Here is a 16,049-nt window from a genome sequence, read left to right as displayed (position 1 = left end):
TTCCTTATTTTTGATCTTACCTCATTTTGAGATTTTCCCAGCCCTACGATGACCCCAAAAATTTTTAGTGAGTTTTCACCCTCAAATAAGGAGGCTTGGAAAAAACAGGCGATCTGGGATTTGCGGGGAAAAGATTTTGACGAAAGTTTAAAGTCTCTGCTTTGGGATAAAATAGAAATTGAGCCTTTTTATACCCGGGAGGATTTAATTGATCTTCCAAAGCTGCCCCAATCCAGCTTTGAAACCCCGTCGAGTTTACCTGGTTTTCCTCCCAGAAACTGGGTGAATTTTGTTGCTGCATTTCCGGATACCGCCAATAAAGAAATCCTGAATTTCCTTCAAAACGGAGCAACTGGGCTGATTTTGCACCTGAGAGGAGATGAAAATCTGGATGAAATGCTGAAAGGAGTAATGCCGGAATTCATCAGTATTTTGGTCAAGCCGCTCGGAGATCCGGATTTGGTTTTGGGTTCATTTATGGAATGGGTCCGAAAAATCGGCTTGGACAAACAGAATCTAATCGGCGCATTCCTTTGGTCTCCGATGGATATGCTTTTTGAGGAAGGAAAAAGCTGGGAAGAAGCTTTGTCGACCTTCAGAAAGGTAAACGCCATCGTTCAGGATTTTCAAAACTTTCATTCCTTTACATTTCGATTTGGAAGGTACACTGATTCGGGAGCTACAGGATTGGAGGAGTTGATTTTTGGATTTGGAGAAATCATCGACCTGATCGCTAATTCGGGAATTGAACCGGAAGTGATCCTCAGGAAAGGTGCTTTCTATTCTTCTGTTGCAGAATCCCATTTTCCTGAAATTGCCAAACTTAAAGCCCTGAGGTTTTTTGCTTCAGACCTAGCATTTCAATATGGGGTCATTCTGGAGCCGGCTGAACTAACCGTTTATGCCCAAACATCCGATTGGTCAAAGTCGATTTTGGATGCAGATACCAATCTCATCGGCCAAACCTACGAAGCGATGGCTGCTGTCTTCGGTGGAGTAAACGGACTTTGGATAAAGCCATTTCAAATAGAAATAGCAAGTGATCTTGAGCTGAGGATCGCCCGAAATGTTTCCTCCATTTTAGTCCATGAATCCTATTTGGACAAAGTCGTTGATCCTGCTGCGGGTTCATTTTACTTGGATAAGTTGATTTTCCAAATCATGGAACAAGTCAGATTAGGACTTCAGAATTTGGAGGAAAAAGGGGGCTGGCTGGCTGCCTTTGATTCCCGTGAGATCCACGGCATAGTCCGGGAAAGCCGGCTTAAAATACAAAATGCGGTGCTTGCTGGCCAGATTTCCAAAATCGGAGTCAATAAATATCCGACCGATGAAAAAGTGAAAAACAGCATTATGTTTTCTCCGATTCAGGAAAATGAATTCGAATTGAAACCCAGCCGAGCGGCTTATTTGGTAGAACTTCAAAACCAAGCAAAAGCATGAAGCCGGACTTTAAAAACTGGAAAACGAGAGGAGTTGATTCTTCGAAAATTAAAGAGTCAGCAGTTTGGGAATCACCTGAGCTGATTTCAATTCCGGATAGATTTGACTCAGCTATAATTGCCAAACTCAGTCACGTGGATTTCTCGGCGGGAATTCCTCCATTTCTCCGTGGGCCATACAGCACGATGTATATCCAGCGAGCGTGGACGATCCGTCAGTATGCGGGCTTTTCTACAGCTGAGGAGTCCAATGCCTTTTACCGAAAAAATCTAGCTGGCGGTCAAAAGGGCCTTTCCGTGGCCTTCGATTTGGCGACGCATCGGGGCTATGATTCTGACCATCCGAGAGTGCAGGGAGATGTGGGAAAAGCAGGTGTCGCCATCGACACGGTGGAGGACATGAAGATTCTTTTTGATCAGATTCCATTGGATCAAATGTCTGTCTCGATGACGATGAACGGGGCGGTGATTCCGATTCTGGCTTTTTTCATCGTTGCTGCCGAGGAGCAAGGGGTGAAGCCAGAGCAACTTTCCGGTACCATTCAGAATGACATTCTGAAGGAATTTATGGTGCGCAATACCTACATCTATCCGCCACAACCGAGCATGAGGCTGATTGCTGATATTTTTGAGTTTACTTCGAAGCAAATGCCCAAGTTCAACTCAATCTCAATCTCCGGCTATCACATGCAGGAAGCTGGGGCGACGGCAGATTTGGAGTTGGCTTATACCTTGGCAGATGGATTGGAATATCTGAGAACTGGAATTAAAGCCGGATTGGATATTGATGATTTTGCACCGAGGATTTCCTTCTTCTGGGCGATTGGTATGAATTACTTTATGGAAATCGCTAAGATGCGGGCAGGTCGTCTGCTCTGGTCCAAGATCGTAAAGCAATTCAATCCCAAAGATCCCAAATCCCTAGCTTTGAGAACTCACTGTCAGACTTCCGGTTGGTCTCTGACCGAGCAGGATCCATTCAATAACGTCACCAGAACAGCCATCGAGGCTTTGGCGGCAGCAATGGGACATACCCAGTCTTTGCACACCAATTCTTTGGACGAGGCCATTGCTTTGCCGACTGACTTTTCAGCCCGAATTGCGAGAAATACCCAGTTGGTTTTGCAGGAAGAAACTGGGATTACGGCTGTGGTAGATCCATGGGGCGGATCTTATTATGTGGAATATCTGACGGATCAGCTTGCGCAAAGAGCCTGGTCTTTAATCGAAGAGGTGGAAGGTTTGGGAGGGATGGCCAAAGCCATAGAAACAGGACTTCCTAAACTGAGAATAGAAGAAGCTGCCGCAAAAAAGCAAGCCAGAATCGACAGCGGACGGGATGTTATCGTTGGCGTAAACCGCTATCAGGTGGAGGAAGAAAATCAATTTGAAGTCCGGGACGTGGACAATCAGGCCGTGCGAAATTCCCAGATCGCCCGCCTGAATGCAGTCAAATCCTCCAGAGATCAAACAGAAGTGGACAACAGCCTGAAAGCAATCACCCAAGCCGCCCAGTCAGGTCAGGGAAATTTGCTGGCCTTGGCGGTGGACGCAGCCCGAAAAAGGGCTACTTTAGGTGAAATCTCCGAAGCAATGGAAAAGGTGTTCGGTCGCCACAAGGCCCAAACCCAGGCCATTTCGGGTGTCTATGCAGCAGAAGTGAAAAATCAGGATTCATTCAAAAAAGCTCAGGAACTTTCAGATCGATTTGCAGAATTGGAAGGACGTCGACCCAGGATTCTTGTTGCCAAAATGGGCCAGGATGGCCATGACCGGGGAGCCAAAGTCATTGCGACCGGTTTTGCCGATCTGGGTTTTGACGTGGATATCGGGCCGCTTTTTCAGACACCACAGGAAGTGGCCGAGCAAGCTGTAGAAAATGACGTCCATATCGTCGGTGCCTCTTCTTTGGCTGCAGGCCACAAGACCTTGGTTCCCCAGTTGATTCAGGCATTGAAGGAATTGGGACGGGCAGATATCATGGTCGTGGCTGGAGGAGTGATTCCCCAAAAGGATTATGGCTTTCTGTTTGACGCTGGAGTGACCGCTGTTTTTGGGCCCGGAACTGTTCTTTCCGAGGCGGCGATTCAAGTTTTAGAAAAGTTGATGAAATCCTCTTTATGAAAAACCGCCAGATTTTTGCCTTGCCAATTGCGCTGTGGACACTTTTTTCCTGTCAAGAAAAAGATTCCGAACCTATCCTAGCTGACCAAATCGAGCATCACCTCAGAACAGAAGTTTTGGATAAATGGTACCCAATGGCGATGGATACGGTGGACGGAGGCTTTTTGAGCTCTTTTACTTACGACTTTAAGCCGGTGGGAGATCAGGAAAAGATGATTGTGACCCAATCCCGGCATGTATGGACCAATGCCAAAGCCGCCCTTCGATATCCTGATCAGGAACACTTTGCCCGAGGTGCTGCACATGGTTTTGAATTCCTGAAAAACAAGATGTGGGATGCCAAAAACGGCGGATTTTATTGGTTGGTTGACAAGCAAGGAAATGTAAAAGGAGATTCGACCAAGACTGCGTACGGCAATGCCTTTGCAATTTTTGGGCTGGCGGCATATTATGGGCAATCGGATGATCCCGAAGCTTTGGAGCTGGCAAAAGCCGGATTTTATTGGCTGGATTCCAATGCCCACGACCCTGTTCACAAGGGTTATTTCCAGCATCTGGATGTGAGGGGAAATCCGATAGTCAGACCTTCGGACATCGAGACCACCTCTGAAATTGGATACAAAGACCAAAATTCATCCATTCACCTGCTGGAAGCATTTACCGAACTCTATCAGGTTTGGCCGGATTCCGTGGTGAGGGCTAGATTGGAGGAGATGCTTTTGTTGATCAGAGATCAAATCGTTACCGAAAAAGGGTATTTGACGCTGTTTCTGCTCCCTGATTGGACTCCGGTGAGTTTTGCAGATTCCTCCGAAAGTGTGATTGAATCCCATCATCGCCTGGACCATGTATCTTTTGGGCATGACGTGGAGACTGCGTTTCTGCTGCTGGAGGCTTCCCATGTTTTGGGTTGGGAAAATGATACCACGACCCATCGCATCGCAAAAAAGATGGTGGACCATGCCTTGGCCAAAGGCTGGGATGAAGAGAAGGGCGGATTTTACGATGAAGCCTACTATTTCAAAGGTGAGCCGGATATCCGCGTGACGCATGATACCAAAAACTGGTGGGCTCAGGCGGAGGGGTTGAACTCACTTTTGCTGTTTCATGAACTTTATCCCGAAGACCCAATGGATTATTACGGCAAATTTCTGAAACTCTGGGCTTACACGGATACCAATCTCATTGATCATACTTATGGCGACTGGTATTCAGGCGGAATAGACCGGCAGCCCGAATTACGTCAGGCAAATAAGGGAAATATCTGGAAAGGAATATACCATCACTACAGATCCTTGGATGCTGTAATTCAGCGGCTCAGAGAAATGGAAGAGCTAAATAAACACTAAACTCCCTCACCGATTTCCATCTCAAGCAAGGCATAACTCAGACTTTTTCCATGGGCATCCATCGCTAGCGAAGTGGTCACTCCGCTGGTCAGTGCTTCAAAACAGGTGAACTGAAGGGCTTTCAATTCGGGCAAGACATATCGGATGATCTCCCCTTTTACTTGGAAACCGAAATGAGCTTTTACTTTTTCCGCCGTGATGTTTTCAACCAGAAAATCAAAATCACCTTCTTGAAAAGGAATCAGAGAAAGGATCAGCGTATTTCCTTTATCCCCTGCACGGCTGTGGGCGATGTCTGCAAGTTTTCGTTTCATGATTCCAGGATTTGAACGGTGGATTTTATCAAGTTTCGATCCATCAAAATCGAAACAACTCCGATCACTTCATGGACATACTTTCTGGCACCTCCTCCTCCGGCAGGTCCATTGGTATAGAGTGCTTCCACTTCTTCGCCGACCAGTTGCGCAAGAGATTGGTCTTTGGTTTTTGCGGCTATTCTTAGTCGGATTTCATAAGGTTCGGATTCATATGAAAGTGTTGTTCCGTGGAGCGAACTTAAACCGATGTAGTCGATTCGGAATTCTTCAAACCGATCTGCAATCCGTTTTTCAATAATTTCCCCGGCCAGCTTTGCACGTTCCTTAGCATTTGCTCCGGCATAGGAGATTTCTCCTTCTCCGATATATCCTGCTTCATAGCCGATGCTGACTTTCAGGGTTTCTGGCTTTGGATTTCCTGAACCTCCATTTACCTGAATTTGATTTTTTCCAAGCTCCTGAAATCTCACCGATCGGAAATCAGCGACTACATCTGGAGTGTAATATTTTCCCGGATCGATCACTTCATAGAGAAGTTGTTCTTTGGCGGTCTGGACGGTGATGGCTCCTCCTGTTTCATGAACTTTGGAAATCACTCCAGATCCGTCCCGGTTAATGTCTACCATGGGATGTCCCAGAATGTGCATGTCGGGGATTGGCTTGCTGACTGGATCGGCGAAATAGCCTCCGGTGATCTGTCCGGCGCATTCCAGCAAGTGGCCGATGACGGTGCCTTTTCCCATCAAGTCAAAATCCGTCGGATTCCAACCAAATTCATTGATCATGGGAGCCAAAAACAAAGAGGGATCAGCCACTCTTCCGGTCAAAATGATGTTGGCGTCAGTTTGTAATGCCGGCAAAATCGCATCAATCCCCAGGTAAGCATTTGCAGAAACCAGCTTTCCGTAGGAACTGAGAGGCTTTTTCCCTTCCATCGAAAGCTCCTCACCTGAAATCCGGTCGAAGACATCGTCTCCAAGAATCACGGCCACTTTTACTTTCAGTCCTTGGTTGCGGGCGATTTCGATGATTTTCTTGGCACCTTCGATGGGGTTGGCAGCACCCATATTGGTGATCAATCGTGTCTTGTTCCTGAGCAATAGCGGGAGCAAGCCTTCGATTCTCCGCTCCAACAGGACATCGTAGCCCTTGTTCGGATCTAGTTTTTTTCTTTTTTGTGCCAAAGCTATGGTCCGCTCTGCCAGGCATTCCAGAACCAAATAGTCCAGATTTCCCTTTTCGCACAGGATCAATGCCGGTTCGATCCGATCCCCCGAAAACCCCGCACCGCAGCCAATTCTGATTTTTTCCTTCATGCTAAACCGTGATTATCCCCATCAAAACGGATACAAATAGAATTATCATTGTGACCAAGAATGCCAATGGAATGGTCTTTTTTTGATGCTCTCCAAGATCCACTCCGGCAAGTCCGATCAACAGAAAAGTAGAACCAGTCAGCGGACTTATCGGAAATCCGGTGGTCATCTGTCCCATAATTGCTGCTTGCCCCACTTCCAAACTGCTCACGCCAAAATGTCCTGCCGTGGAAGCCAAAAGCGGCAGAATCCCGAAATAGAAAGAATCCGGATCAAATAGCAGGCTTGCCGGCATCGCCAAAATCCCAGTCAAAAGCGGTAGCTGTTTTCCCAGTTGTTCCGGCAAAAAGGTTGTAACGGTTCCTGCCATAGCTTCCATCATTCCAGTTCCTTGAAGGATCCCGGTGAAACATCCTGCCGCAAACAGAATGCTTGCCATCAGCATGGCTTCTTTTGCATGGGCGTCAATCCGGTTTTTCTGGTCTTCTACCTTGGGGTAGTTAATCAGAAGAGCCAACGCAAAAGCTAGCATAAAAATAACAAAGGGAGGCGCCCAACCTAAAACCATGATGGTGATAGCCAAAAGGATCAAAAGAATATTTACCCAGAAAAGCCTCGGTCTTGTAAGTTCACTGAATTGGGTTAACGCTTCATTTTTGAATTCAGAAGCAATGGTGCCGATTCTGCTTTTTTCACCTTTTCCCAGAAAAAAAGCAATCAGCAAAACAGTACCCAGTCCGAATAAGAAGGGGATTATAATTGGATTGAAAAGTTCTGTAACCGAAACATTGAGAGCTGTCGCTGCACGGATGGTGGGCCCGCCCCAAGGGAGAATATTCATGGTGCCGGCAGCCAAAGCCACAATGCAAGCAAGGGTAATCCTTCGCATCCCCAATTGATCGTAAATCGGGACCATTGCGGGAATTACCACCAAAAATGTCACCGCCCCCGAACCGTCCAAGTGGATCATCATGGCCAAAACGGCTGTTGCAATGGCGATTTTTACAGGGTCATTTCCTGCAATTTTCAAAAGTTGGTTAATGATTGGCTGAAAAGTACCTGCATCCAACAAAATCCCAAAAAAGAGAATTGCAAATACAAACATCACTCCCGTAGGAGCGATAGCCAAAAGTCCTTCGCTGATCATTCCTGGAAGTTCTGTGGTTTTTCCGGCTGCTATACCCGTCATTACGGGTACTAAAATCAAGGCTACTACAGGAGAGGACTTTTTGGTGATAACCAGGAAAAGCAACAAAACGATGGTGAATAGGCCAAGGAATGCCAGCATTGCTTATCGATTAAGGCTTTCCATAAATTTCATCTGCTCCCAGTAAGGCAAAGCCCGGGTTTTGACCTCTGCTCCCAGCTCGATTACGAGCGGATTTTCCGGATCAAAAACCGGCCATTCCGGAATGCCTTCGCCATTTGGATTTCCTGTTTTCACAAAGTTGACCCAATAGCTAGACATGGTTTTTTCCAGCGCATAATCTGCCTGCTCAAAGGGTCGATTCCAGTTTCTCAGGGTGTGAAAAGCATAGCTGAATTCTGCAGAATGGAATGCCCCGTAATTGGGTTCACCAGGAGGAACTCGCGTGAAATAATAGACATAGGCCTTGTCTTGTCCTTTTTCGGATTGCATCCTGGCCCAAGTGTAATTCTGAAATCCGAAACCCAACACACCGATGGTTTTCAGGGTTTCTTCCAGTTCGACCTCATTTCCGGCAGGGAAAAGCTGCAGGTATTCCCCGGCCCTTCCTCCATATTGTTTTTTGGCATTGGCCTTGAATTCTTCCGGTGTGTTGGGTTGATTTCCGGAGACCCGATCATCTGCATTCCAACCGGTCAAAAGCGGTACATCGGAGAATTTCCCTTCTTCAAAAGCTTGTCTTACACTCGGTAAAATCTTTCCATCCACCACTGGACCAAATCGACCCTGGATTTTCAAAAGGCTGTCTGCTGGGATTTTACGCAATTCACCAAGGGAAATACCCAAGGTGTCGGTCAGTTGTTTTCCCCTCTCTTCAGCACCCTGAAGCCCGGATACCAAACCCGAACCACGGTTAAACATGCCCCCGCTTTGTGCGATGGCTTTGTGAAAAAGTCCCTTTGCCTTCGGTGAGACTACCAAAGCGTTGACACTGAAAGCACCGGCAGACTGGCCTGCGATGGTAACATTTTCCGGATCACCTCCAAAAGCTGCAATGTTCCTTTTTACCCACTCCAAAGCGGCAATCTGATCCAGTATTCCGTAGTTTCCGGAGGTTTGGTCGGGGCTTTCCGCAGTCAGTTCGGGATGGGCCAAAAAGCCCAGCATCCCGACCCGATAATTGAGATTAACCACCACGATCCCGGCCTTGGCAAGGTCCTCTCCGTCATAAAGCGGAACAGTATTGCCCCCTGAATTGAACCCTCCGCCGTAGATCCAGACCATCACGGGGCGTTTTTCGTCGGCCTTTTCCGCCGCTGTCCAAACATTGAGGTAGAGGCAATCTTCTGAAATAGGTTCCGCCGGAATGAGGAATTCGGCAGACCAGGCAAAGAATGGAACCGGAGGTTTTTGCATCGGAGCGGCAGGATTTTCGGTGCAGGCTTTGACTCCTTCCCAAGCAGCAACCGGCTGAGGAGCTTTCCACCTGAGTTCTCCCAATGGTGGTGCCGCGAATGGAATACCTTTGAAGATTTTCACCAGGCCGCTCGAATCTGTTTTTCCGGAAATCAAACCGGAATCTATCCTTAGGGATTCAATGGAAACAAGGTTTTCGGCTTCTTTTTTTCCGCAGGAAAAAAGGGAGGAAATAGAGAGGAGAAGGAAAAAATAATACGGTTTTATCATGGGTTAATGGGTTTTGAAGCTGTATAAAAAGGGAGCTTTGTGGCTTTTGCCGGTGAACAATTTTTCGTGTCTTTCCAAAATATCCAAGCTGAGCATCTTGCGTTGGAAGCTTGTGCGGCGGAGTTTTTCACCCAAAATGGCTTCATACACTGCCTGAAGTTCATTCATGGTAAACCGAGGGGGAAGCAGGTTTCCGCCGATCAGGTTGCGGTCCAGGTTTTCACGGAGTGTTTGCAGGGCTTTTTTGACAATTTTACCATGGTCAAAAATCAGTTCAGGCAATTGCTCGATATCGTACCAAGCGATGGAATCCGAGAGGGTATCGGGAGTTAAATCCACCTTTTCGTGGTCGATCAAGGCGTAATAAGCGATTGAAAAAAAGCGGTCCAGCATCCAATAGTTTTCCGGAACGGCATACCCATTTGCTTCAAGAATGGTTTTCATCACTTCAGGTCGATATCGGGCAACATCTCCAAATGCGTGAAACTGCTGTAAATAGATTTCATTAAGTCCTGTTCGCTCAAAAAGGCCCCTTTTCACCGCATCTTCCAAGTTTTCAGTCCTTCCCACAAAGCCTCCCGGTAGCGCTTGCCAGCCAGTTGCATGGTATTCCATCAGGAGAATTTTGAGTTTTCCCTTGGAAAAGCCAAAGACTACAGAATCAAAAGCGATATGGGGTATGAATTGGGATTGGTCAGGTAGAGGCATGCTGGATGATAATTCTGGTCTAAGTAAATAGGATTTTTCGGTAAGAGCAATTATTATTGTCTCAAAGTGATACAATAGGACCTAAAGTTAAATTACCCATGAAACGTCTATTCCTCAATTTGGCCCTGGTTTTCTTCAGTGCCACCCTCGTTTTTTCCCAAAGTGACAATTCCATGCCAGTCCAAACCACCCTCAAAAATGGGGTAATCGAAGGAAATTATAACGTGACAAACGGAATCTCCACCTACTTCGGGATTCCTTTTGCCAAGCCTCCGGTAGGAGATTTACGCTGGAAAGCACCTGTGCCAGCTGCATCTTGGAGCGGGGTAAAAGAAACAAAGGAATTCGGGCCAAGACCCGTCCAGGGATTGGTCTTCGGAGATATGAACAGCTGGTCAGCTGGCGTGTCTGAGGACTGTCTGACACTGAATGTGTGGACGCCGGCCAAGCGAAACTCAAAAGATCTTCCTGTTCTGTTGTATTTCTACGGAGGCGGATTTGTAGCTGGCGATGCTTCTGAGCCTAGATACAATGGAGAAAGTATGTCCAAAAAAGGAGTAGTAGTCGTGACAGTAAACTACCGATTGGGGATATTTGGATTTTTGGCACATCCCGAGTTGAGTGCTGAGGCATCTTATAAAGCCTCCGGAAATTATGGTTTATTGGATCAGGCTTTGGCCTTGCAATGGGTGAAAGATAACATCGCCGCCTTTGGAGGTAATCCAAACCAAGTGACTATCGCAGGGGAATCGGCGGGTTCGATCTCTGTTTCCTACCAAATGGCCTCCCCAATTTCCAAAAATCTGATCCATGGAGCAATCGGTGAAAGTGGCGCTGGGATCCATCCAACTTTGGCTCCTGTGTCTCTGGCTGAAGCAGAGAAAACCGGGAAGGAATTTATTGAAAAGGCTGGCTTAGGCTCCATGGCAGAGTTGAGAAAAATGTCAGCGAAGGACCTTCTGGAAATTTATCAGGAAGACGGAAGATTCGGATTTCCGGTTGTAATTGACAATTATTTTCTACCCAAATCCCTTCCAGAGATCTTCCGTTCAGGAGAACAGGCGCAGGTTCCGTTGCTTTTGGGCTGGAATTCAGCTGAAATTCCCGGACAGGCCTTTATGCAGGGACAGCCTTATACTAAAGATGCATTCATCACTAAAGTGAAAGAGGCGTACCCAGATCAGGCAAATGAGGTTTTGGCTTTGTACGCCCACGAGACGCCTGAGCAGGTGGAGATTTCCGCGACGGAATTGGCTTCGGACCGCTTTATTTCCTACAGCACCTGGAAGTGGTTTGACCTGCACAGAAACCACAGCAAGCTACCGGTTTATCGGTATTTGTTCAGCAAACTTTCCCCGCCTTTAGTAGATAAAAACCTTACAGCAGGACTGGCAGGAGGGACCGTTCGAAGTGAAAATCCAAGTCCGGCACCCAAGCAGGTCGGTGCCCGTCATGCTGCTGAAATCGAATATGCCATGGGAAATCTTCACTTGGTCAAGGAGTTTGCCTGGACTCAGGAAGATTTCAAAGCTTCTGAAACGATGCTAAATTACTTTACCAACTTTGTGAAAACCGGGAATCCAAACGGAGAGGGCGTTCCTGCCTGGTCTGCAGCCAAGCCTGGAGATCAAAATCCGCCTGTGTTGATTATAGATACTGGATCCAAGGAAATAAAATCGGCTACAGATGCCAGATATAGATTCCATGACCGATTTTACAAGAATAGCAACTGATAGTTGTTGATCATCCAAACAGTAGATTTAAGCTTAACACGCATTTCTGTTTGTTTAAAAGGCCAGGAAACTGGCCTTTTTCATTTTTCTAGTTGAAATACTTTTTTTCCATCGACGATGGTCTTTTCCACTTTTACTTCATGGATTCTCATTGGATCCAGGGTGAAAATGTCCTCCGAAAGCACGATTAGATCTGCCAAAAAGCCAGGTTTGATGAGGCCTTTTTTGTTTTCTTCAAAGGAAGAGAAGGCTCCCATTGAAGTATAGGCCTTCATGGCTTCATAAATGCTGATCTTTTCTCTTGGAATCCATCCCTCCTCCGGGAAACCGGATGGATCCCGTCTGTTGACCGCAACATGGATGCCCCTGATCGGATCCAAACTGATGCAGGCAGGCCAGTCAGAACTGAAGACCAATTTGGCTCCGCTGTTCAGAATCGAATTCCAGGCAAATGACCAAAGAAGCCGTTCCTCACCGATGGCCTTGGACCAGACTCCCACTGTTGCAGGATCTGCGTGAATGGGCTCCATGCTAGCCAAGATTCCTGATTTTGAAAATCTTGGAATGTCGTCAGGGGAGATAGTCTCGATATGCTCGATCCGGTGCCTTCTTTCCAGGGTAGGGTTTTCTTTGACAGCATTTTCATAAGCCGAAAACACTTCTCTTACTCCCCGGTCACCAATTGCGTGGGTGTAAAGCCGGAACCCCTCAGCGTCCAGTTTTTTTACCAAAGCATTATATTTTTCGGAGGGAATATTGAGCAATCCCAAGGCAAGCTCATCCTCTGGTAGCAAATCAGAATAGTGCTCCAGCATGGCAGCAGTGTGGGATTCTATGACTCCGTCGATCATGAATTTGATGGCGTCGGCGCGGATCCAGGGATTTGCTGTACCGATGCTGTCTTTCAAAAAGTTGAAGCGGTCAAGCTCTTCGGGAGTAGTATTTTCTCCGACAGAAAAGCTGGCTGCATAGCGGATGGTAAGTTCGTTTTTGGCCAACAAATCCAGGAAAAGTTTCAACTCTTTCTCGCTTCCGCTGGCATTTTGCATGCTCGTGATGCCGAGGGAAGCAGCGAGTTCCATTCCTTTTTGGAGAGCCTGAATCTCGTCCTCGTAGCTTGGTTGTGGTACCAGATTTCCAACTAGACTCATCGCTCCTTCCTTCAAAGCTCCTGTCGGATTGCCCGAGGCATCTTTGACTACTTCTCCGAAACCTTCAAAAACTGTGGAGGAAGTAATTCCCGCCATTTCCAAAGCTTTTGGATTGGCATAAGCGCTGTGACCGTCGTAAGCTTTGATAAAAACCGGTTTGTCGATGTCAAGCGCTTTCATGGTTTGGTGATCTGGAAGGCCGGTTTCAAAGTAAGTGTACTGCCAACCGCGGCCTGTGATCCATTCCTTTTCTGGGTTATTCTGGATGAAACTGGCAGTAATTTCAAAGACCTCTTCCAAAGAGGTAGTGGCAAGTAAATCTACTTGGGTCAAACCCATGGATCCGCTCAGGAAATGTATGTGGGCGTCATTGAATCCTGCTGTCACCAACTTGCCCTGAAGGTCAATTATCTCTGTTTCAGGTCCCGCCAAGGCTGAAATGGTTTCTGAATTTCCGGTCTCTGAAATTACATTTCCTTCGATTGCCAAAGCTTCCACAAAAGTGTCCGGGCCTTCCCCAGTCCAGATTTTGCCATTTATCAGAATCAGGGACGGAGGGTTTGTAGTGGGATTGCAACTCGAGAAAAAGAGAATGAGCAGAAAAAGGAGCAGAAGGTTTCGCATAAGGTAAAATAGGGGATTCATTCCAAAGTCGGGAAATAAAAAAAGTGCAGAAAATCCTGCACTTTTCATTTTTTTGGATGGGTTTACTCCGCCGTGACCGGGTCAATAATGGTGGCGACTTCTGCAACGGAATTGGCCGGAAATCCGCCCTGCTTGGCATGTTCTCTGACCATCTCTTCGTTTGGAGCGATGTAAACGCAGTAAATTTTATCCCTGGTGACATAGCTGTGAAGCCATTGAATCTGGGATCCCATTTTGCTCAAAACTCCACAGGAAACCTGTGAAATTCCTTTCAATTGTTCAGCGCTGAGTTTTCCCGCACCGGGAATTTCTCGCTCGATTACATACTTTGGCATTTAGGTGAAATTTTGGAATGCCTACTCGTTTGGCTTTTCGGCTTCGCCCCGTTTTTTAAAGTGGTTTCTGGGTTCCACTTTGATCAAAAACTTAATGAAAGTAGTTAAAACTCTGTAGGTTAAAAAGTGGATTTTCTAATTCCCCCTTGTGGGGTTCATGTTCCGAATTGCGGAAATTTTCCATGATTTTTTGATGAAAACCACTGTAAAGCTGCTCCAAAGGTTTCGCTCGCTTCCATTTGGATCGGTCAGGACGTACCTACAATCCACTAGGGCGATTTCATCACTGAGGTATTTGATCTTTTCGACATGGAGTTTGCGGATTCCCGGATTTGCGGTGGAGCTTCGCAGCATGCCGTCCACAGCTTCGCGGATGCCATTTCTCCATTCCCCGTTGGAGACGAGTTGATCCACATCTTCGGTCAGGATTTCTTTGAGAAGGACGGTATCGCGGGTTTCCCTGGCTTGGGAATATTGCTCGATCAGCTGGTGGATTTTGAGAGCGTCCTCTTTTTCTCCTGGTTTTATTTGGGAGAAAGCAAGGGTGGGAACGAGGAAGAGAAGAAAGGTCAGGATTTTCATTTTTTGGAGCTTGAGACAGGATTTAAAGTAAGGATTATTTTGTGAAAAACACCTGATTTAGCCCATTTAGGAACTTTTGATTTGCCAAAATTGTCGATTTTGGTTTTGATAAAATGTAAATTAGGCTGAATGACCGGCGCAATTAATGTAAATTAGGCTGGTTAACCAGCGCAATTAATGTAAATTAGGCGGTTTGTTTGACGCAATTAATGTAAATTGCGACGGTCAAAGGAAGTGTTTCCTGATTAAGAAGTAATAAGGAGTATGGAAATCCCAAGATTTGTAGCGAAAAAGATCTTAAGTCAGATCGGTAAACAAAAAGTGCTGATGCTCTATGGAAGTAGACGCACTGGGAAAACTACGATCATTCAGGAGATCCATAGACAGCATCAAGACCAGACATTATTTCTATTGGGCGAAGATGCTCAGGTTGCCGAAGTTCTTCAGAATCGAACCGTGGCGAACTACAAACAGCTGATTGGTGAAAACAAACTGGTGATTATCGATGAAGCACAGGCGGTTCCGAATATTGGTAAAATACTGAAACTCATGATTGATTCCATTCCGGGAATCACCATCATCGCTACGGGCAGCAGTAGTTTGGATTTGGTAAATGATGCGGGCGAACCTTTGGTTGGAAGGCAGCTTATCCATCAGCTTTTTCCTTTGGCGCAGGTCGAGTTTTCTCAAAAGGAAAATATGCTTGAAACTCTAGGCCAATTAGAAAACCGGCTGATTTACGGGGGATATCCGGAGTTGATTCACTTACCAAGGCTGGAGGAAAAAGAGGAATACCTCAAGTCTCTGATCAATTCCTATTTGCTGAAAGACTTGCTGGCATTGACCAATATCAAAGGGGCGGACGTGCTGTTTCGCCTGCTGAAATTGCTTGCATTTCAGGTGGGAAGTCAGGTCAGTACCGTTGAATTGGGGAATAGCTTGCAGCTAAATAAAGAAACTGTGGATCGCTATTTGGATTTGCTTTCCAAGGTCTTTGTGATTTTTCCGCTCAATGGATTCAGTCAGAATCTCCGAAAAGAAGTCAGTAAATCCAAAAAGTGGTATTTCTATGACAATGGCATTCGAAATGCTTTGATCAATAATTTCAGTCCGATTTTATTCCGAAATGATATCGGCCAACTTTGGGAGCAGTGGATGATCACCGAGCGGATGAAGTTTAATTCTTCGCAGAATTACTTCCCTCAATATTACTTCTGGAGGACCTATGACGGACAGGAAATTGACCTGCTGGAAGTAAACAGTCAGCAGCAAATCCAAGGCTTGGAATTTAAGTGGGGAACGAAAAAATCAAAAGTACCTGCGGCATTTGCAAAAGGCTATCCTGATGCAAAATGGAATGAGGTTTCTAAGGAGAATTTTTGGGAGTGGGTGATTGGATAAGGGTTTAAACTAGTGATAAAAAATAAAACCTCCTCTTAAACAAGAGGTTGTATTTAAATGCTCAGAAAAGGAATTGGTAAGTTTTGGTAACAGAAATAGAAATCAACCCTATT

Annotated in this window: 13 protein-coding genes; 5 read left to right on the top strand and 8 right to left on the bottom strand. The window is 46.2% G+C overall.

Features of this window, described 5'->3' with window-relative positions; all coding sequences use genetic code 11:
* Positions 1-48 precede the first annotated feature (48 nt).
* Genes B0E43_RS28270 through B0E43_RS28260 form a run of 3 tightly spaced genes read left to right on the top strand, consistent with a single transcriptional unit; the run spans position 49 to position 4,915 of the window.
* Complete coding sequence (locus B0E43_RS28270; protein WP_077348152.1) at positions 49-1,443, top strand: methylmalonyl-CoA mutase family protein; 1,395 nt, start codon at positions 49-51, stop codon at positions 1,441-1,443.
* On the top strand, positions 1,440-3,566 hold the full coding sequence (gene scpA / locus B0E43_RS28265; protein WP_077348150.1) for a methylmalonyl-CoA mutase: 2,127 nt from the start codon (positions 1,440-1,442) through the stop codon (positions 3,564-3,566). Before B0E43_RS28270 ends, scpA begins: the two co-directional genes overlap by 4 nt.
* On the top strand, positions 3,563-4,915 hold the full coding sequence (locus B0E43_RS28260) for an AGE family epimerase/isomerase (protein WP_077348148.1): 1,353 nt from the start codon (positions 3,563-3,565) through the stop codon (positions 4,913-4,915). Before scpA ends, B0E43_RS28260 begins: the two co-directional genes overlap by 4 nt.
* On the opposite strand, the gene B0E43_RS28255 is transcribed toward B0E43_RS28260, so the two are convergent.
* The 5 genes from B0E43_RS28255 to B0E43_RS28235 are packed head-to-tail and all read right to left on the bottom strand — an operon-like array spanning position 4,912 to position 10,089.
* On the bottom strand, positions 4,912-5,229 hold the full coding sequence (locus B0E43_RS28255; RefSeq protein WP_077348146.1) for a hypothetical protein: 318 nt from the start codon (positions 5,227-5,229) through the stop codon (positions 4,912-4,914). The two genes, B0E43_RS28260 and B0E43_RS28255, sit on opposite strands and share 4 nt — an antisense overlap.
* Positions 5,226-6,548 (bottom strand): acyclic terpene utilization AtuA family protein, encoded by a 1,323-nt coding sequence (locus B0E43_RS28250; protein WP_077348144.1) that lies wholly within the window; start codon positions 6,546-6,548, stop codon positions 5,226-5,228. Before B0E43_RS28250 ends, B0E43_RS28255 begins: the two co-directional genes overlap by 4 nt.
* A gap of 1 nt (position 6,549) precedes the next feature.
* A complete protein-coding gene (locus tag B0E43_RS28245) occupies positions 6,550-7,836 on the bottom strand; it encodes a CitMHS family transporter (protein WP_077348142.1) in 1,287 nt (428 codons plus the stop codon).
* 3 nt (positions 7,837-7,839) lie between these two features.
* The gene (locus B0E43_RS28240) at positions 7,840-9,381 is read right to left on the bottom strand and encodes a carboxylesterase/lipase family protein (RefSeq protein WP_077348140.1); all 1,542 of its coding nucleotides are present in this window, start codon (positions 9,379-9,381) and stop codon (positions 7,840-7,842) included.
* A 3-nt stretch (positions 9,382-9,384) separates the two neighbouring features.
* Positions 9,385-10,089 carry an NUDIX domain-containing protein gene (locus B0E43_RS28235; RefSeq protein WP_077348138.1) on the bottom strand — a complete coding sequence of 235 codons (705 nt, stop codon included), beginning with the start codon at positions 10,087-10,089 and terminating at the stop codon, positions 9,385-9,387.
* Positions 10,090-10,187: 98 nt separating this feature from the next.
* Between B0E43_RS28235 and B0E43_RS28230 the strand changes: the two genes are divergently transcribed.
* Positions 10,188-11,822 carry a carboxylesterase/lipase family protein gene (locus B0E43_RS28230; RefSeq protein WP_077348136.1) on the top strand — a complete coding sequence of 545 codons (1,635 nt, stop codon included), beginning with the start codon at positions 10,188-10,190 and terminating at the stop codon, positions 11,820-11,822.
* Between the two features lie 80 nt (positions 11,823-11,902).
* On the opposite strand, the gene B0E43_RS28225 is transcribed toward B0E43_RS28230, so the two are convergent.
* The 3 genes from B0E43_RS28225 to B0E43_RS28215 form a co-directional block, all read right to left on the bottom strand.
* On the bottom strand, positions 11,903-13,597 hold the full coding sequence (locus tag B0E43_RS28225; RefSeq protein ID WP_168171908.1) for an amidohydrolase: 1,695 nt from the start codon (positions 13,595-13,597) through the stop codon (positions 11,903-11,905).
* 83 nt (positions 13,598-13,680) lie between these two features.
* Positions 13,681-13,953 carry a DUF4242 domain-containing protein gene (locus tag B0E43_RS28220; RefSeq protein WP_077348132.1) on the bottom strand — a complete coding sequence of 91 codons (273 nt, stop codon included), beginning with the start codon at positions 13,951-13,953 and terminating at the stop codon, positions 13,681-13,683.
* A gap of 135 nt (positions 13,954-14,088) precedes the next feature.
* On the bottom strand, positions 14,089-14,535 hold the full coding sequence (locus tag B0E43_RS28215) for a DUF4440 domain-containing protein (protein ID WP_077348130.1): 447 nt from the start codon (positions 14,533-14,535) through the stop codon (positions 14,089-14,091).
* Between the two features lie 264 nt (positions 14,536-14,799).
* Here B0E43_RS28215 and B0E43_RS28210 point away from each other — a divergent pair, with 264 nt between their 5' ends.
* Positions 14,800-15,936, top strand: a complete 1,137-nt coding sequence (locus tag B0E43_RS28210; RefSeq protein ID WP_077348128.1) for an ATP-binding protein — start codon at positions 14,800-14,802, stop codon at positions 15,934-15,936.
* The last annotated feature ends 113 nt before the right edge of the window (positions 15,937-16,049 follow it).

Source organism: Algoriphagus sp. A40 (assembly GCF_002002735.1).
Taxonomy (GTDB): Bacteria; Bacteroidota; Bacteroidia; order Cytophagales; family Cyclobacteriaceae; genus Algoriphagus.
Note: the sequence above shows the minus strand (reverse complement) of the source record. Positions and strands in the feature narration are given on the sequence as shown.